The following is a 16,276-nucleotide window of genomic DNA, read 5'->3' as shown; positions in this document are numbered from 1 at the left end:
AGAGGGACCCCGCAAGCACGCTGGTTGTCCCCACACCCAACTCATCAGACAAGCGAAGGGACAGAGATTAAGTCACAGCCTCTGAGGAGCCCGCCGTGGCGGGCGTCTCGAAGGGCGGGGGCGGTCCACGGCTTTATAACGCCGTCACGACCTGGGCTTCTTCTTGCCCTCTCGCGGACCGCCCTCGGGCTTGTCGCCGAACCGGGGTTTGGGCCGGGCGCGCAGCTCCTGATCGGTGGGCGCGCTGGTCGGCTCGGCCGGCACCTTGTCGGGCCCGGGCTTGCGCATGGCCTTCAAAAAATCCTCGGCGCGGCCGGCGGCGATCTCCACCTTGGTCTCGTCCTGGAAAATGCGGATCGCGCCAATATCCTCGCGGCGCAGCCCCCCCTTCTTGCACAGCATGGGCAGAATCCATTTGGGCTCGGCGCGCTTGGAGCGGCCGACCGGCAGCCTCACCCAGACCGTGTCGGTAAGATCGCTGCGCTTGCGCGGCTCCTTGCGCTCGCCCTTCGGCGGGGGCGCGAAACCGGGGTCCTTGAGCTCCTCGGCCGCCGGCCAACGGCCGGCCAAGAATTTCGCCAGCGCCGCAGCGCATTTTTCCGCGCCATGCTGCTCTAAAAGGCTTTTCGACAGCTCCGCCTCTTCCTCGGTTGAGCTCTCGACAAACACCGGGTCCTCGGCGATGCGGGCGCGGTCGAGCTTGGCGATTTCCTCCGGCCCCGGCGCGAGCTGCCAGTGCGGAAACACCTGCGCGTCATGAAAAAGGTTTTCGGCGCGCCGGTTCATCTTCGGCGGGATCAACAGCGCCGACACGCCCTTGCGGCCAGCGCGGCCGGTGCGGCCGGAGCGGTGTTTCAGCGCCTCGACATCGTGGGGGAAATCGGCATGGATCACCAGCCCGACGCTCGGCAAATCAATGCCGCGCGCGGCGACATCAGTGGCGACGCAAACTTTGGCGCGCCCGTCGCGCAACGCCTGCATCGACAGATTGCGCTCATGCTGGCCAAGTTCGCCCGACAGCAGCACAGCCGAAAAACCGCGCTCCTGCAGAATCGCCTGCAAATGGCGCGAGGCCTCGCGGGTGTTGCAGAACACGATGGTGGTCGGCGGATCGAAATAGCGCAGCAGATTGACCACCGCCTTTTCAATGTCGCGGGGATCGACGCGCACGGCGCGATATTCGATGTCGGCATGGCCCTGCGCCTCGCCCGACACTTCCACGCGGACCGCGTCCCGCTGGAATTTTTTGGCGAGCGCCGCCACGCCCTTGGGCATGGTCGCGGAAAACAGCAGGGTGCGGCGCGATTCCGGCGCGGCGCCGAGGATGAACTCCAGGTCCTCCCTAAAACCCATGTCGAGCATTTCGTCGGCTTCGTCGAGCGCGACGGCCTTGACCTCGTTCAACAGCAGCGCGCCGCGTTCGATATGGTCACGTAACCGTCCCGGCGTGCCCACGACGATATGGGCGCCGCCGGCGAGCACGCGGCGTTCGAAATGCGGGTTCATGCCGCCGACGCAGGTGGCGACCACGGCGCCGGCATGGCCATAGAGCCAGGTCAGCTCCTGGGCGACCTGAAGCGCGAGTTCGCGGGTCGGCGCGACGACCAGCGCGGCGGGAACGGTTTGCGCGGGCAGGCGTTCGGCGCCGCCCAGCAGGTCGCGGGCCATGGCGAGGCCGAAGGCGACGGTTTTGCCCGAGCCAGTCTGGGCGGACACCAGCAGGTCGCGCCCCGCCGCGTCCGGGCGCAGGACAGCGTCCTGGACCGGGGTCAGCGTGGCGTAAGCGCGTTCTTCAAGGGCGCGGGCGAGGGGGGTAGGCAGGTCGGGGAGAGTCACAACAGGACCGATCTTGATGTTCCCGAAGTCGGGAGAGACCGTGCAGTTAACTGCACATTTCACAAACAGCGCGTCATGCCCGGGCAACCCGGCCAACTATGGCCTAGATGTCCCGGGCATCCACGCCGGGAAACCGCTTCAATTTCGCAGAACTGGTTCAGCCTGCGGTCTTTGGCGGCCGGCGTCTCGCGCGCCATTCCGGCGTGGATGGCCGGGACAAGCCCGGCCATGACGGCCCCTACGTCCGGGACCAAAGCTCGTCTTACTGCCCCCGCTTGACGCTGGAGGCGAATCTCAACGCTTCTTCCGCCGCGCGGAACAAGGCGCGGGACTTGTTGATGCATTCCTGCTGCTCGGCCTTGGGGTCGGAATCATAGACGATTCCCGCCCCGGCCTGCACGTGCATAAACCCGTCCTTCACCACGGAGGTGCGCAGCACAATACACGTGTCCATCTCGCCCGCGGCGCCGAAATAGCCGATGCAGCCGGCATAAATGCCGCGCTTGTCGGTTTCGAGTTCGTCGATGATCTCCATGGCGCGCACTTTTGGCGCCCCCGACACCGTGCCAGCCGGGAACCCGCCGCACAAAGCGTCGATCACATCCTTGGATTCGTCCAGGGCGCCGATCACGTTGGAGACGATATGCATGACGTGGCTGTAGCGTTCGATGACGAATTGTTCGGTCACCTTCACCGTGCCGGTGGCGGCGACGCGGCCGACATCGTTGCGGCCGAGGTCGAGCAGCATCAGATGTTCCGCGCGCTCCTTGGGATCGGCCAACAGTTCTTCCGCGAGCTTCTTGTCGTCTTCCGGCGTGGCGCCGCGGGGGCGCGTGCCGGCGATCGGACGAATCGTCACCTGACCCTCGCGCGCGCGGACCAGAATTTCCGGGCTGGAGCAGACGATCTGGAAGTCGGCGAAATCGAGATAGCACAGGAACGGCGCCGGATTGACGCGGCGCAAAGCGCGATAGAGCGCGAAGGCGGGCAGTTGCAGCGGCGAGGTGAAGCGCTGCGACAGCACGACCTGAAAAATATCGCCCGCGCGAATATAGCTCTTCGCCTGCTCGACCATGGCGAGATAGCGGGCTTCCGACGTGTTGGACACCGGCGCATGGGCCTGCAACAGCAGCGCATCGTCGGCGGGCGCCTCGTGGCGCACGGGACCTTCCAGGGCCGCCACCGCGGCTTCGAGCCGCTCCAAAGCGTTTTCGTAAGCGGCGCGCGCGGAGCCGTCCGGCGTGGGCCGCACCGGCGTCACCAGCCAGACCTCGTCGCGCACCGAATCGAACACCGCCATCAAAGTGGGGCGCACCAGCAGCGCATCCGGCGTTCCGATCGGGTCGGCCTTGGGCGCGGCGAGCCGCTCCATCTCGCGCACCATGTCATAGCCGAGATAGCCGAACACCCCCGCGGCCATCGGCGGCAGGCCGGGAACGGCCGGAATCGCGGATTCGTCGAGCAGGGCGCGCAAGGCGTCCAACGGCTTTTGCGGGCAGGGTACAAAAGCGTCGCGGTTGCGCAGCGCGTCGCGGTTGATTTCCGCCTGGCCGTTGGTGACGCGGAAAATCACGTCGGGATCGAGGCCGATCATCGAATAGCGGCCGCGCGCGGCGCCGCCTTCGACGGATTCCAGCAGGAACACGTCGCCCTTCCGCCCCGCCGACAGTTTTAAGAACGCCGAAACCGGGGTTTCAAGATCGGCCACCAGTTTCAGGCTGACCAGCGACGGTTCGCCCGCGTCAAAAGTCTTGGCGAAAGCGTCGAATTCCGGGCTGAACATGCTCACTGCTCCGAGCCGAGCGCGCTGCGCAGCGAGGTCTGGTTGATCTTCACGCCAAGCTGCGATTCGAGGCCGCCGACATATTCAACCAGGAGCTCGTCGGCCATGGCGCCTTCGAGTTGCGGCGCGGCGCGCGCGAGATTGGGGTCCTTGGGGTCGAGCGGCGGCACGGTCGAATCCGTCACTTTTAAGACATAGCGCCCGCCCTTGTCGGCCAGCGCCACGCCGGACGCGCCGACGGGCAGGGCGAAAATCTGCGCCACCGCCGCTTCGCTCAGCCCCTCGCCGCCGGCGCGCCGCACATTGGTCGCCTGCTGCAGCTTCGCGTCATTGGCGCGGGCGAGATCGGCGATGGCGGCGCCGCCCTCGATTTTTTTCACGAGGTCATTGGCCTTGGCGGCGAGCGCCTTCTGCGCTTCGGACGTTTTCAGCGCCTCGGCGACCTGCGCCTTGACCTCGTCCAGCGGCTGCTGGCGCGACGGCTCGATGGAATTGATCTCGAACCAGGCGAAGCCGCCGTCCTTGCGCGCCACCGAATCATTGTCGACGCCAATGTCGGAGGCGAAAATCGCCTTGACCAGCTCCGGCGCCGCCCCGACCGGACCGCCCTCCTTGTTGGCGCCGGAGGCGTCGGTGACGATGGATTCGGTCGACAGCCCGATTTCCTGCGCCACCTGGGCGAGACTCTTGCCCTGGGCGCGCAGGTCCTCGATCTTGTCGTGCTTGACCTGCAGGTCGCCCTTGACCTGACCCTTGGCGATCTCCGCCTTGATCTGGTCCTTCACCGAGGCGAAGGCTTGCGTCGTTCCCGGAATGATTTTCGCGACCTTGACGATCACAGTGCCGAACTTGCCCTGGAACGGGCCGACCACTTCCGGCTCGCTCGGCTTGAACGCGGCTTCGGCCACGGCGGGATCGAACACGCCCGTCTTTGCGACCTCGCCGAGATCGGCGAACACGCCGCCCGTATCCTTTTCTTCCGACACGGTCTTGAACAGCACGCCATTGTCCATGCGGGCGCGGGCCTTGTCGGCGGCCTCCTTGCTCTGGAAGGTCAGCTGCAACAGCACGCGCTTTTCCGGCGTCCCATATTTCTGCGTGAGGTCGCGGTCGTAAGCAGCCTTGGCCGCCTCATCCGAAACCGCGACCGACTTCGCCAAAGCCTCGGGCGAAACCACCAGCACGGTGGCCTTGCGATATTCCGGCTTGCGGTAGCTGTCCTTGCGCAGCTCGTAAAAGGCTTTCACCGCCTCGTCGGTGGGGGCGGGCAGGGCGCTGGCGTCGGGCGCCGGCAGAACAAAATAGTCGGCCTTGCGCGTCTCGGCATTGAAACGGTTGATCGCCTCCAGCATCAGCTGCGGAATCTTATAGGCGCCGATAATGGCGCTGGCGATCTGCTGGCGCACCGCATTGGCGCGCTCCTCGCGCAAATAGGTGTTTTCGTTCAGGCCGTTGTCGCGCAGGATCATGTCGAACCGCGCCTGGTCGAATTTTCCATCCGCGCCGGCGAAAATTTTCTCCGCCTTGATGCTCTTGGCGACATCCGCGTCGGACAGGCTCAGGCCGAGCCGGGCCGCGTCCTGGTCGAGCGCGGCGCTGGTGAGCAGGCGGGCGAGCACCTGCCGGTCGAGGCCGATGGCCTTGGCCTCTTCATTGGTGATGGCGCGCCGGGCCTGCCGCTGCAGGCGCTGCAATTCAGACTGATATTCGCTGCGATACTGGGCGACGCCAATGGTCGTGTCGCCGATGGTCGCGAGCTGGTCGGCGCGGAAATTGGTGAACACGTCGCGAATGCCGAAAAAGCCGAAGCCGACCACGATCAGGGCGGCGAAGGCGGCGAGAAGGGCCCGCCCAAAAATGTTTTTCGAAATGATCCGCAGACCGTCAAGCATGGAATTTCTCTGTTCGGCGCCGGGGTGGCGCAAGGCGCCGGACTATAGAAACGCGCCGCGTCCCGCGCAATCCATTTCGGCGGGGCCGGATTCGCCGGTGAAGCCAGCCCCGCCGACCGGGGTCAGACCCGCGCAAGCCCTTCTTCATAAGTCAGATTTGGAAAGCGCGCGTCATATTTGGCGGCGCCGTCGGCCAGCGCGTCGATCTTGGCGGCGGTGTCGAACTTCTTCATCTTGGACTTGTCGAGATAGAAGACGTCGACCAGCTCATTATAGACGGACACGTCGTCATAAGGCAGCACATAGAGCAGGGCGTCGCCAAAGGCGATCTGGTAGCGGTCGCCGCGCTGTACGTCCGCGACATAGATGAAATATTTGCCGTCGGCGCCGAGCGCCCCGCCCAGAGCGGCGGTCAGCAGCGGCAGCTGCGAAAATTTCTCCAGCTGGCCGGCGAGGAACGACAGGCGCGCGCCATCGGCCACGGCCGCCGCGATCGCCGCGGTCAGCAGCGCCGAATCGTCGTCTGTGGGGCGAATCTCGCCGCGAAAGGCGGTGCGCCCCGCGACATGGGTGGGACCGCTATGGGTCGGCTTGATCAGGCGCGCGTCGAGGTCTTGCAGCGCAGTGTTGGCGGCAGTCATGGCGGAGCTTTCAAGAGACCGCTCTTTTCTGAAGGATATCAGAAGCGTAGCGGCAGGACGCCAGCGCCCTCAGGCGTGGCGGTCGTCTTTGCGACGGGAGTAGGGAACTGGCCGAAATCGAGGTCGCCAGTCCGACAAGGCTGAGGTTTGGGCGGGGATGCGTGAGGCGCGCGCCACAATGGCGGCCCGGTTCGGCATCCGAACAACTCCTGACGAGACACAAGCAAGTCTCGGGCCAGCGACCTTTTGTCGCGTCGCGCGGTTCTGCGCCACTGGGCAAGGAAGCGTGGCTCTGCTATCGCAGCGTACACCTTTGGAGCCCGCCCATGACTGACATTCGCCCGCTCGCCGCCGGAAACTGGAAGATGAACGGGGTGACCGCCTCACTCGCGGAACTGACCGCCATCGCCAGCGCCGCTAGGGCCGGCGAGGCGGGCCGCGCGGAAGTCCTGATCTGCCCGCCCGCCACCCTGATCGCCGCGGCAGTTGCGGCCGGAGGCGGCCTCGCCATCGGCGGCCAGGACTGTCACGCCGCCGCATCGGGCGCCCATACCGGCGACATCTCAGCCGAAATGCTGCGCGACGCCGGAGCGACTTATGTCATCGTCGGCCATTCCGAGCGCCGCGCCGATCATGGCGAGAGCGACGAAGTGGTGCGCGCCAAGGCCGAAGCCGCCTTGCGCGCCGGGCTGATCGCCATCGTCTGCGTCGGCGAAACCCGCGACCAGCGCGAGGCCGGGCAAACGCTGGCGGTGGTCGGGTCGCAGATTGCGGGATCGCTGCCCCATGGCGCGACGGCGGCGACGCTGGTGGTCGCCTATGAGCCGGTCTGGGCGATCGGCACCGGCCTAACCCCCACGGCGGCCGATGTGGCCGAAGTCCACGCCTTCATCCGCCACGAGCTGATCGACCTGCTGCCGGGCGAGGGCGAAAAAGTGCGCATCCTCTACGGCGGCTCGGTCAAGCCGACCAATGCCGCCGAACTGATGGCGGTGGAAAACGTCAATGGCGCGCTGGTCGGCGGCGCCAGCCTGACGGCGAAGGATTTTTTGGGCATCGCCGGCGTTTACAAGTGAAGGGCTCCCTTCCTTCTCCCCTTGCGGGAGAAGGTGGCGCGTCAGCGCCGGATGAGGGGTTCGTGCGTTGGAGCGGGGCGTTCATCCCCCATCATCCGCCTCACAGCCCGATCGCCCTCGGACAAGGCTTTCCCCATGAACCGAACGGCTCAACCCCTTCCTTTGCGGCTCGAATTGGTCTAAAGACGCCACAAATTCCGCCGCCGGCCAGAGTCTCCGGCGGCTTGCCTTGTTGGAAAGCGCCATGCAGACGGTTTTGATCGTTGTTCACATGCTGATCGTCGTGGCCCTGATCGTCACGATTCTGCTGCAGCGCTCCGAAGGCGGCGCGCTCGGCATCGGCGGCGGTTCGGGCTCGTTCTTCACCGGGCGCGGCCAGGCGAGCGCGCTCACCCGCGCCACCGCCATCCTCGCCTTCCTGTTCTTCGCCACCAGCCTGGGTCTGACGATCCTCGCCAGCTACACGCGCACCAACACCTCGGTGTTCGAGCAGCCGGCTTCGACGGCCCCGGCCGGCGAGACCAAGGGCGAGGGCGGAAAGCTGATGGATCAGTTGAAGAAGCTGGAACAGCCCGCCGCGCCCACCCCGGCCGCGCCGGAGCCGCAAGCGCCGCCGCGCTCGCAGTAACGCCTTTCGTTTCGCGCGGGAGCCTCTTTCTCCCGCGCTCCGGCTAGGCTTCGCTGCGACTTCTGGCGCGGCGGATTTTCCCATTGAAGACGAACCGGCAAGCGAGGGACGCAGGTCCTCCGCGTGCGCAAAACCTTGAGGACTTGTCATGGCGCGGTACATCTTCATCACCGGCGGCGTGGTGTCCTCGCTCGGCAAGGGCTTGGCCTCCGCCGCGCTCGGCGCGCTGCTGCAAGCGCGCGGCTATACGGTGCGGCTGCGAAAGCTCGACCCCTATCTGAACGTCGATCCCGGCACCATGTCACCCTACCAGCACGGCGAATGTTTTGTCACCGACGACGGCGCGGAAACCGACCTGGACCTTGGCCATTACGAGCGTTTCACCGGACGCTCGGCGAACCGACAGGACAATGTCACCACCGGCCGAATCTATCAGGACATTATCGCCAAGGAGCGGCGCGGCGATTATCTCGGCGGCACCGTGCAGGTCATTCCGCACGTCACCAACGCCATCAAGGATTTCGTTCTCGACGGCAATGACGCCTATGATTTTGTGCTCGTGGAAATCGGCGGCACGGTCGGCGACATCGAAGCCATGCCGTTTCTCGAGGCGATCCGCCAGCTCGGCAATGACCTGCCGCGCAACCACACCTGTTTCATCCACCTGACCCTGCTGCCGTTCATCCCCTCGGCCGGCGAGGTCAAGACAAAACCCACCCAGCACTCTGTCAAGGAACTGCGCTCGATCGGCATCCAGCCGCACATTTTGCTGTGCCGCTGCGACCGCGAAATCCCGGTCGAGGAGCGCCGCAAGCTCGGCCTGTTCTGCAACGTGCGCGAATCCGCGGTGGTCGAGGCGCGCGACGCCGCCTCGATCTATGACGTGCCGCTCGCCTACCACGCCGCCGGCCTCGACCGCGAAGTCTTGGCGGCCTTCGGCATTGACCCGGCGCCGCGCCTCGACATGTCGCGCTGGCAGGCGGTGTCGCGCGCCATCCACAATCCCGAGGGTCAGGTCACCATCGCGGTGGTCGGCAAATATACCGGCATGCTCGACGCCTATAAATCGCTGATCGAGGCGCTGACCCACGGCGGCATGGCGAACAGGGTCAAAGTCCATCTCGACTGGATCGAATCGGAAATTTTCGAGCACCAGGACCCCGCGCCCTATCTCGAACACGTCCACGGCATTCTGGTGCCCGGCGGGTTCGGCCAGCGCGGGGCGGAAGGCAAAATCGCGGCGGCGCGCTTCGCCCGCGAGCGGAATCTCCCCTATTTCGGCATTTGTTTCGGCATGCAGATGGCGGTGATCGAGGCGGCGCGCTCGCTCGCCGGCCTGGAAAAGGCGACCTCGAGCGAATTCGGGGCGACGAAAGAACCGCTGGTCGGCCTGATGACCGAATGGTTGAAGGGCAATGAGCTGCAAAAGCGCGAACAGAGCGGCGATCTCGGCGGCACGATGCGGCTCGGCGCCTATCCGGCGCGGTTGAAAGCGGGTTCAAAAATCGCGGAAATCTACGGCAAGACGGAAATTTCCGAGCGCCACCGCCACCGCTACGAAGTGAACATGGCGTATCGCGAAAAGCTGGAAAACTGCGGCCTGATCTTCGCCGGCACATCGCCGGACGGTCTGTTGCCCGAGACTGTGGAGCTGGCGGACCACCCCTGGTTCATTGGCGTGCAGTACCATCCCGAACTAAAAAGCCGCCCCTTCGAGCCGCACCCGCTGTTCGCCAGCTTTATCGCGGCGGCAAAGGCGCAAAGCCGGCTCGTGTAAGGCTGCACGCCTGTTCCTTGAAGCTGTGTGTAGACAATGCTATCTCTCTGTGTAGACGAGGGAGCGCCATGCCGCTGCACATCAGGGATTTCGCCGCCACGGAAGCGGTGCGCAAGCTGGCGCAAGCCCGCCAGCTGACCCTGACCGAGGCCGTCAAGGTCGCCTGCGAGGAGGCTTTGGCGCGCGATCAGGCCTCAACACCGGTGTCCGAACGGCTCGAAAAAATTCACGAACGCCTGCGCGCGGCGCGAAAAACCGGCGAGAAGGCCGACAAGGCGTTTTTCGATCGGGAATGGGGCGAGTGAGGCTGCTGGTCGAGACCAGCGCGCTCGTCGCCATCGCCCTGGAGGAGCCGGGTTGGGAAAAGCTGGCCGAAGCCATCGCTTCCGCAAACAATCCCGTCACAACCTGCATCAATGTTTTTGAAGCCGCCCTGGCTCTGTCCCGCGTCCGGGAGCTTGCTCCGACCGAGACGCATAGTCTGGTCGAACGCCTCGTCGCGGCGCTCGGCGTCGAGGTCGCCGGCATTTCGCCTGAAATGATCGCCCTCGCGGCGCTTGCGCGACAAAGATTTGGCGCCGGCCGATACGGGCTCAACTTCGGCGATTGCCTGTCCTACGCCGCCGCGCGCCACTTCAAGGCCAGACTGCTTTACGTCGGCAATGATTTCGCCGCGACCGACGTGAACGATTGATCCCTCTCGCTCACGCCCGCCGGGACTGCGCGCTTACTGGAACCCAAAAATCCGCGGGAAAAACGGTTCCTGAACCTGCGGCGCAGGCTGTCTCACAACCTGCCGAACAGGCTGCCGCGAAGCCTCGCGCGCAGGTTGGATCACCTGCGGCTCCTGCTTGCGCCCGGCCAGATAATCCCCGCCGGGGCTGGTTCCGCTGACGATCACCTGCGTATTGTTCAGCCCGCTCTTCTTCACCAGCTCGAACAGCGTGGTGGCGTTCTGGGGCGACAGCCGCACGCAGCCATGCGAGGCGGGCTTGCCCAAATGCTTGACCTCATAGGTGGCGTGAATGGCGTGGCCGTCTCGCATGAAGAACACGGCATGGGGCATGGGGGCGTTGTCGAATTCCTTGCTGTACCAGATCTCGTTCATCGACGTGGCGGTATAATTCCCCGACGGCGTCGAATAGCCGCGCATGCCCGTCGAAACCGGCCAAGTATAGGTGGGGCCGCCTTCAACGGTCACCGTCATTTTCTGCGTGGATTTATCGATGTTGACGACGATCTTGCCGCCGCCGGTTCCGACCTGCTCCAACATTTCCTGCTCGGTGGGGCGCGCATGCGCCAGAGCCGGAACGAGGACCGCGAGGGCGACGAAGGCGGAGAACAAAAGGCTATGGGGTGGAACGACGGACATGCGCATATGCGCCTCCAAAACGGAAAAACAGGGGTCCCGGCTTTTCTAGCATGTTCATCCGGCAATCCAAAGGAAAGCCGCGCGCCATCGCGCCGGTCTGGACGCCAACCCGGGCTTGCCCCATAAAGCTCCGCCCGCAAATCAAATTCGACCTCGCATGCCTCACCATCTCAACAGCGTCACCATCGTCCCGGAAAGCGCCGCAGACGCGCGCCAGCAATGGGCGCGCCTCGGCTTCGCGCTGCTGCCCGGCGGCGTGATCGCGCTGGGCTCGACCAGTATCGTCCTGCGCGACGCCGCCGAGCCGACCCCCGCCTTTGGCCCGATCAGCCTGACCATGACCGAGCTGCCCAACCCGGACGCGGGCGCGCCGGCGCCGCATCCCAATGGCGCGCGCGCCCTGGCGGCCGTCGCAAAAACCATGGAAAACCCCGCCGATCACGCCGAAACCCTGGGGCGCGCCGCCAACCAGCGCGAAATGCGCGCCACCTCCGCCGGCGTTGAGCTGAAACTCGCCAACGCCCGGCTGGAGGCGCTGACCTCCGCCGCCTTCGCGCAGCGCTATGGCGCGGGCGACCAGGCGCTGGTGTTCACTATCTCCTCGCTCAAGGCGACGCGCGCCTTCTTCAACGCCGCGAATTTAGCCTTCGAGGAAAAATCCGACCGGCTCGTGCTCGCCGAGCGCCCCGCCGGCCTCATCCTCGCCTTCGAGGCGCTTTAGGAGCGAACAATGTCCGCCGCCCCTCACGTCACCATCGGCGCCGGCCCGCGCGCCGCCAAATTCGGCAATGATCTGCCGCTCGCCCTGATCGCCGGCCCCTGCGCCATGGAAAGCCGCGACCACGCGCTGTTCATGGCCGAAAGCCTGCAAAAAATCGCGGAACGGCTGAACATCGGCCTGGTCTTCAAATCCTCGTTCGACAAGGCCAACCGCACCTCGGCCAAGGGCCGGCGCGGCATCGGCCTCGACGAGGCTCTAAAAGTTTTTGCCGAGGTGAAGGCGACCTTCGGCCTGCCCGTCGTCACCGACATCCATGAAAAGGAGCAATGCGCCCCCGTCGCCGAAGTGGTCGACCTCCTGCAAATCCCGGCCTTCCTCTGCCGTCAGACCGATCTGCTGCTCGCCGCCGCCGCCACGGGCAAGCCGGTGAACGTGAAAAAAGGCCAGTTCTTGGCCCCCTGGGACATGAAGAATGTCGCGGCGAAAATCACCGAGGCCGGCAATTCCAATGTGCTGGTCACGGAGCGCGGCGCGAGCTTCGGCTACAACACCCTTGTGACCGATTTTCGCGGCCTGCCGATCATGGCCCAGCAAATCGGCGCGCCCGTGATCTTTGACGCCACCCATAGCGTCCAGCAGCCGGGCGGGCAGGGGACGTCGTCCGGCGGCCAGCGCGAGTTCGTTCCGGTGCTGGCCCGCGCCGCGGTCGCGGTCGGCGTCGCCGGCCTGTTCATCGAGACCCACGACCGCCCGGACGAAGCGTTTTCGGATGGCCCGAACATGGTTCCGTTAAGCGAAATGCCTGCGCTTCTGGAGCGGCTCATCGCCTTCGATCGCCTCGCCAAGGGATTGTAAAGCCAGAGCTTTTTTTCGGATTTTTTTCGCGCCCCGGGGGAACGCGCCCTTTCGTTCGCTGTTGCATCAGGCATGGCGATTCCGAACCGATGGGCGGCCTCGATGGATCCGGACACAACATTCAATCGCGCTGAAGAGTTTGCGGACAAGCAAAAAAAAGCCGGCGCCAGCCGGCTCGACGATATGGCGCGCGCCGTACATGGCGCGGCCGACGAACTGAACGCGCAAATGCCGCTCGCCGCCGAATTCGCCCATGCGGCGGCCGAGCGGATCGAGAAGGGCGCAGGCGCCCTGCGCGACCACAACATGCGCGGGCTCGTGGGCGACATCAACAATTTCGGACGCCGCGACCCGCTGATGCTGTTCGGCGGCGCAATGGCGGCCGGCTTCGCGCTGTCCCGTCTGGTGAAAAGCGCCGCGCGCGCCACACCCCGCACCGAGACGCATGTCGGCGGCGCGCCGCATGCCGACGCGTTTCCCGGCGCGCCGATGCGGTGAGAGGAGGTCACATGTCTTACCAGACCCAACGTCCTGTCGCCGACATCATCGGCGATCTCTTCAACCAGGCGACCTCTTTGTTCGGCAAGGAAACGCAGTTGATGCGCGCCGAACTCTCCGAAAACGTCGGCCGGGTCGGCCGCGGCATCGGCCTGCTGGTCGGCGGCGCTGTCCTGTTGATTCCCGCGCTGGTCATCCTGCTCCAGGCGGCCACGGCGGCGTTGATCGAAAACTATCAGCTCGCCTCCTATTGGTCGGCGCTGATCGTCGGCGGCGTCACGCTGATCGTCGGCCTGATCCTGGTCATGTCGGGGGCCGGGCGCCTGCGGGCGGAAGAACTCATGCCGGATCGCACCGTGAGGCAATTGCGGCGCGACGCGACGGTGGTCAAGCAACAGGTGGGGGGCGAACGTGACATACAGCGAGCAGCTTGAACGCGAAGCCGAGCTGACGCGCAGTCAGCTCGCCGACACGATCGGGGAATTGCGCACGGCGATGACGCCCGGGCAGGTGGTCGACCAACTGCTGGAGCGGGTCGGCGGCGGCGACGCCGCGACCCTGCTGACCAATCTCAAGAAGCAGGCGGTCGATAACCCGGCGCCTCTGGCGCTGATCGGCGCGGGCGTCGCCTGGCTGATGTTCGGCGGCGGCAACACGCGCCGCAACGGAGGGGTCGCGGACATGTCCGGCGAATGGATGGAAGGCGCCGAAGGCTCGGTCGAAGCCATGCGCGACTCGACGGCGGAGACGGCGCGCGCCTGGAGCGGCGCGGCCTCCGACGCGGCCGAAAGCGTGCGGCAGAGGGCCAGCGACGCGGCCGAGCGGGCGCGGCGCAGGGCGGCCGAAACCGGACATGCGGTGAAGGAGACGGCGGGCGCGGCCGTGAACAGTGTGCGCTCGGCGGCGTCCAGCGGCGCGCATTCGCTGTCGCATGGCGCGCGCACGGCGGCGCATGGGGTCGCGACCTCGGTCAGCGCGACGCGCCAGCGCGCCATGCACACCGGCGCGGCCTTCGCCAGCTTCTGCCGCGAGCAGCCGCTGGTGCTGGCGGGGCTCGGTCTGGCCATCGGCGCCGCGGTCGGCGCCCTGGCCCCGCAGAGCGAGGCGGAGGAGCGCGCCCTCGCCGACACCGCCGCGAAACTGCGCGAGAGCGCCGAGCAAGGGCTCGAAGCCGCCAAGGAGGCGGCGCAAGGCGCGGCCCAAGGGGCGTTCGAGGGCGCGTTCGAGGGCGCGGCGGCCAAGGCCGAATCGGCGGGCGAAAAGCGCAAGCCCTCGGGGCAGACCAAAGAATCGGGCGAGGACACGGCCAAGGCCGTGGACGAGCTCGGCTCCGCGCCCCTGCAGCAAACCGCGCGCGGCGCCTGAATGACGGAGCGCGCCGCCGCCGCCGGGCCGCCGCTCTGGGCGATCGCCGCGACCGTCGGCCTGATGGCCGCCGGTTTTGGCTCTCGCCCGCCGGCGCGCGGCGCGCTCCACGATGACGACGCGGTCGGGGACGCGGGCGGGGACTCGCGCGGGCGGTCGGCGGATGCGCCGACCGAAATTTCCCCGCGGGGCTGGAAGGATATTTTTGCCCGCGTCTACACCAATTTCACCGAGCACCGGATCCTGGCGCTGGCGGCGGGGATGACGTTTTACACGCTGCTCGCCGTCTTCCCGGCTTTGGCGGCGCTGGTGGCGATTTACGGCCTGTTCTTCGATCCGCGGACCATCATGACTCATGTCGACACGCTCGCCGGCTTCGCCCCGAGCGGCGCCGTCGAGGTGGCGCGCGAACAAATGGCGCGCATCGCCTCGCGCGGGACGCAGACGCTGAGCGTCACTTTTATTGTGAGCCTGGTGATCTCGCTGTGGAGCGCCAATTCGGCGATGAAAAGCCTGTTCGACACGCTCAACGTCATCAATGGCGAAACGGAAAAGCGCAGCTTCATCCAACTCAATGCGGAATCGCTCGCCTTCACCATCGCGGGAATTGTTTTTGCGCTGCTCGCCGCCGCCGCCGTGGTCGTGGTCCCCGTGCTGTTCGAGACGCTCGGGCTTTCGGGCGAGGCGGCGGCGCTGCTGCGCTTCGGCCGTTGGCCGGCGCTGCTGGTGATTTTGACCTTGGCGCTGGCGGTGATCTACCGCTATGGCCCCAGCCGCGAAAAACCGCGCTGGCGCTGGGTGAGCTGGGGCGGCGCCTTCGCCGCGCTGCTCTGGCTGCTGGCGTCGCTGCTGTTCTCCTGGTATGCGGCCAATTTCGGCAAGTTCAACGAAACCTACGGCTCGCTGGGCGCCGTGATCGGCTTCATGACCTGGTTGTGGCTTTCGGCGACGGCGGTTCTGCTCGGCGCCGAGGTGGACGCCGAGGCCGAACATCAGACCGCGCGCGACACCACCGAGGCGAACAAGCCGCTGGGCGCACGCGGGGCGACGATGGCGGATAAGGTCGCTTAGCTTCCCTTCAGCAAGAACCGCCGGCCGATCGTCTGCAAAGGCCGGGCGTTCATCGGAAACAGTTTTACGAAAGTATTGATGTCGCTCTCCGCCACCTGGATCGGCTGCTCGAAAACGTTCCAGTCGACGATTTCCGAACAGGGCGGAGTGGTCAGCGATCCCTCATAGCGGAAGCGCGCCTTGCTCTTGGGCAGGAAGGTTTTGGGATCTACCGCCTTGGCGAGCGTCGCTTCGCCTTCCGTCGCCGGCGCCGCCGCCATGATCGCGGCGAAACCGTCGTGTTTCGCGCCCGCCTTCATCAGCACGCCGACGACCGCCAGCTTGCCCGCCGCATTGGCGTGAACAAAATGGACCTCCATGTCGGTGCGGGCGCCGTCCAGCGCGTGTTCGCTCGGCGTGTGAAAGTGATATTGCTTGAGCGTGTACGTTTCGCCGTCGAGCGTTGCGGTAGAGGCGTTGGCCACATTGCACTGAATGGTGTGGCCGTTGTTGACCACTTTGTTGGCCTCCGGCTTCCAGTCGATTTTCAGCGCGCCGACGTCCGCCTTGGTCGCCTTCTTCAAGTCGATGGGCGACTGCTCCGCGCCCACGGCGCAGGCCTTGAAGCGGGAATCGAGGGCGCCCCATTCGTCGGCGCCTCCATGGCCCTCATAAGTCCAGTGCGGCGCAGCGCCCTCGGCGCGAGCGAGGCCGGCGCAAACGGGGCAGGCCAATAATCCGGCGAGCATGGATCGGCGGTTGAGCATGGGTCCTCCTGATTG

General features: G+C 66.0%; 17 protein-coding genes. 11 read left to right on the top strand and 6 right to left on the bottom strand.

Features of this window, described 5'->3' with window-relative positions; translation table 11 throughout:
- Window positions 1–144: 144 nt before the first annotated feature.
- From M2320_RS11785 to M2320_RS11770, 4 genes are all read right to left on the bottom strand, one after another.
- Entirely contained in the window at window positions 145–1,836 is a 1,692-nt protein-coding gene (locus M2320_RS11785) for a DEAD/DEAH box helicase (protein ID WP_264597441.1), read from the bottom strand.
- A gap of 262 nt (window positions 1,837–2,098) precedes the next feature.
- Window positions 2,099–3,619 carry an anthranilate synthase component I gene (trpE, locus tag M2320_RS11780; RefSeq protein WP_264597440.1) on the bottom strand — a complete coding sequence of 507 codons (1,521 nt, stop codon included), beginning with the start codon at window positions 3,617–3,619 and terminating at the stop codon, window positions 2,099–2,101.
- Window positions 3,620–3,621: 2 nt separating this feature from the next.
- Window positions 3,622–5,511 (bottom strand): SurA N-terminal domain-containing protein, encoded by a 1,890-nt coding sequence (locus tag M2320_RS11775; protein ID WP_264597439.1) that lies wholly within the window; start codon window positions 5,509–5,511, stop codon window positions 3,622–3,624.
- A gap of 122 nt (window positions 5,512–5,633) precedes the next feature.
- Window positions 5,634–6,152, bottom strand: a complete 519-nt coding sequence (locus M2320_RS11770; protein WP_264597438.1) for a hypothetical protein — start codon at window positions 6,150–6,152, stop codon at window positions 5,634–5,636.
- 326 nt (window positions 6,153–6,478) lie between these two features.
- Here M2320_RS11770 and tpiA point away from each other — a divergent pair, with 326 nt between their 5' ends.
- The 5 genes from tpiA (at window position 6,479) to M2320_RS11745 (ending at window position 10,327) form a co-directional block, all read left to right on the top strand.
- The gene (gene tpiA / locus M2320_RS11765; protein WP_264597437.1) at window positions 6,479–7,228 is read left to right on the top strand and encodes a triose-phosphate isomerase; all 750 of its coding nucleotides are present in this window, start codon (window positions 6,479–6,481) and stop codon (window positions 7,226–7,228) included.
- A gap of 244 nt (window positions 7,229–7,472) precedes the next feature.
- Window positions 7,473–7,856, top strand: coding sequence for a preprotein translocase subunit SecG (gene secG, locus M2320_RS11760; protein ID WP_184427616.1), 384 nt, complete (start codon window positions 7,473–7,475; stop codon window positions 7,854–7,856).
- Window positions 7,857–8,004: 148 nt separating this feature from the next.
- A complete protein-coding gene (locus tag M2320_RS11755; RefSeq protein ID WP_264597436.1) occupies window positions 8,005–9,633 on the top strand; it encodes a CTP synthase in 1,629 nt (542 codons plus the stop codon).
- A gap of 68 nt (window positions 9,634–9,701) precedes the next feature.
- Window positions 9,702–9,938 (top strand): type II toxin-antitoxin system VapB family antitoxin, encoded by a 237-nt coding sequence (locus M2320_RS11750; RefSeq protein WP_264597435.1) that lies wholly within the window; start codon window positions 9,702–9,704, stop codon window positions 9,936–9,938.
- Window positions 9,926–10,327, top strand: a complete 402-nt coding sequence (locus M2320_RS11745; RefSeq protein ID WP_264597434.1) for a type II toxin-antitoxin system VapC family toxin — start codon at window positions 9,926–9,928, stop codon at window positions 10,325–10,327. The genes M2320_RS11750 and M2320_RS11745 overlap by 13 nt, the downstream gene beginning before the upstream one ends.
- Before the next feature lie 33 nt (window positions 10,328–10,360).
- Here M2320_RS11745 and M2320_RS11740 read toward each other — a convergent pair whose 3' ends face one another.
- Window positions 10,361–11,011: a L,D-transpeptidase gene (locus M2320_RS11740; protein WP_264597433.1), complete on the bottom strand. Its 651-nt coding sequence runs from the start codon at window positions 11,009–11,011 to the stop codon at window positions 10,361–10,363.
- A gap of 151 nt (window positions 11,012–11,162) precedes the next feature.
- Between M2320_RS11740 and M2320_RS11735 the strand changes: the two genes are divergently transcribed.
- The 6 genes from M2320_RS11735 to M2320_RS11710 all read left to right on the top strand — a co-directional run bounded on the left by M2320_RS11735 (window position 11,163) and on the right by M2320_RS11710 (window position 15,515).
- Window positions 11,163–11,726, top strand: coding sequence for a hypothetical protein (locus M2320_RS11735; protein ID WP_264597432.1), 564 nt, complete (start codon window positions 11,163–11,165; stop codon window positions 11,724–11,726).
- A 9-nt stretch (window positions 11,727–11,735) separates the two neighbouring features.
- Window positions 11,736–12,581 carry a 3-deoxy-8-phosphooctulonate synthase gene (kdsA, locus tag M2320_RS11730; RefSeq protein ID WP_264597431.1) on the top strand — a complete coding sequence of 282 codons (846 nt, stop codon included), beginning with the start codon at window positions 11,736–11,738 and terminating at the stop codon, window positions 12,579–12,581.
- Window positions 12,582–12,683: 102 nt separating this feature from the next.
- A complete protein-coding gene (locus tag M2320_RS11725) occupies window positions 12,684–13,079 on the top strand; it encodes a hypothetical protein (protein ID WP_264597430.1) in 396 nt (131 codons plus the stop codon).
- Between the two features lie 11 nt (window positions 13,080–13,090).
- Window positions 13,091–13,513 carry a phage holin family protein gene (locus tag M2320_RS11720; protein ID WP_184427624.1) on the top strand — a complete coding sequence of 141 codons (423 nt, stop codon included), beginning with the start codon at window positions 13,091–13,093 and terminating at the stop codon, window positions 13,511–13,513.
- Entirely contained in the window at window positions 13,491–14,444 is a 954-nt protein-coding gene (locus tag M2320_RS11715) for a DUF3618 domain-containing protein (RefSeq protein ID WP_264597429.1), read from the top strand. The genes M2320_RS11720 and M2320_RS11715 overlap by 23 nt, the downstream gene beginning before the upstream one ends.
- Window positions 14,445–15,515, top strand: a complete 1,071-nt coding sequence (locus M2320_RS11710) for a YihY/virulence factor BrkB family protein (protein ID WP_264597428.1) — start codon at window positions 14,445–14,447, stop codon at window positions 15,513–15,515.
- Here the strand turns inward: M2320_RS11710 and M2320_RS11705 are convergent.
- A complete protein-coding gene (locus M2320_RS11705) occupies window positions 15,512–16,261 on the bottom strand; it encodes a carbonic anhydrase (protein WP_264597427.1) in 750 nt (249 codons plus the stop codon). The two genes, M2320_RS11710 and M2320_RS11705, sit on opposite strands and share 4 nt — an antisense overlap.
- Between the last annotated feature and the right edge of the window lie 15 nt (window positions 16,262–16,276).

The sequence above is a fragment of the Rhodoblastus acidophilus genome (assembly GCF_025961575.1).
GTDB lineage: Bacteria > Pseudomonadota > Alphaproteobacteria > Rhizobiales > Beijerinckiaceae > Rhodoblastus > Rhodoblastus acidophilus_C.
This window is presented reverse-complemented; position numbering and strand designations above follow the sequence as displayed.

Bases quoted from the DNA above. Each gene is read 5' to 3' on its own strand.
- trpE (WP_264597440.1), bottom strand. From the start codon at position 3,619: ATGTTCAGCCCGGAATTCGACGCTTTCGCCAAGACTTTTGACGCGGGC.
- M2320_RS11775 (WP_264597439.1), bottom strand. From the start codon at position 5,511: ATGCTTGACGGTCTGCGGATCATTTCGAAAAACATTTTTGGGCGGGCC.
- M2320_RS11770 (WP_264597438.1), bottom strand. From the start codon at position 6,152: ATGACTGCCGCCAACACTGCGCTGCAAGACCTCGACGCGCGCCTGATC.
- tpiA (WP_264597437.1), top strand. From the start codon at position 6,479: ATGACTGACATTCGCCCGCTCGCCGCCGGAAACTGGAAGATGAACGGG.
- secG (WP_184427616.1), top strand. From the start codon at position 7,473: ATGCAGACGGTTTTGATCGTTGTTCACATGCTGATCGTCGTGGCCCTG.
- M2320_RS11755 (WP_264597436.1), top strand. From the start codon at position 8,005: ATGGCGCGGTACATCTTCATCACCGGCGGCGTGGTGTCCTCGCTCGGC.
- M2320_RS11750 (WP_264597435.1), top strand. From the start codon at position 9,702: ATGCCGCTGCACATCAGGGATTTCGCCGCCACGGAAGCGGTGCGCAAG.
- M2320_RS11745 (WP_264597434.1), top strand. From the start codon at position 9,926: ATGGGGCGAGTGAGGCTGCTGGTCGAGACCAGCGCGCTCGTCGCCATC.
- M2320_RS11740 (WP_264597433.1), bottom strand. From the start codon at position 11,011: ATGCGCATGTCCGTCGTTCCACCCCATAGCCTTTTGTTCTCCGCCTTC.
- M2320_RS11735 (WP_264597432.1), top strand. From the start codon at position 11,163: ATGCCTCACCATCTCAACAGCGTCACCATCGTCCCGGAAAGCGCCGCA.
- kdsA (WP_264597431.1), top strand. From the start codon at position 11,736: ATGTCCGCCGCCCCTCACGTCACCATCGGCGCCGGCCCGCGCGCCGCC.
- M2320_RS11725 (WP_264597430.1), top strand. From the start codon at position 12,684: ATGGATCCGGACACAACATTCAATCGCGCTGAAGAGTTTGCGGACAAG.
- M2320_RS11720 (WP_184427624.1), top strand. From the start codon at position 13,091: ATGTCTTACCAGACCCAACGTCCTGTCGCCGACATCATCGGCGATCTC.
- M2320_RS11710 (WP_264597428.1), top strand. From the start codon at position 14,445: ATGACGGAGCGCGCCGCCGCCGCCGGGCCGCCGCTCTGGGCGATCGCC.
- M2320_RS11705 (WP_264597427.1), bottom strand. From the start codon at position 16,261: ATGCTCAACCGCCGATCCATGCTCGCCGGATTATTGGCCTGCCCCGTT.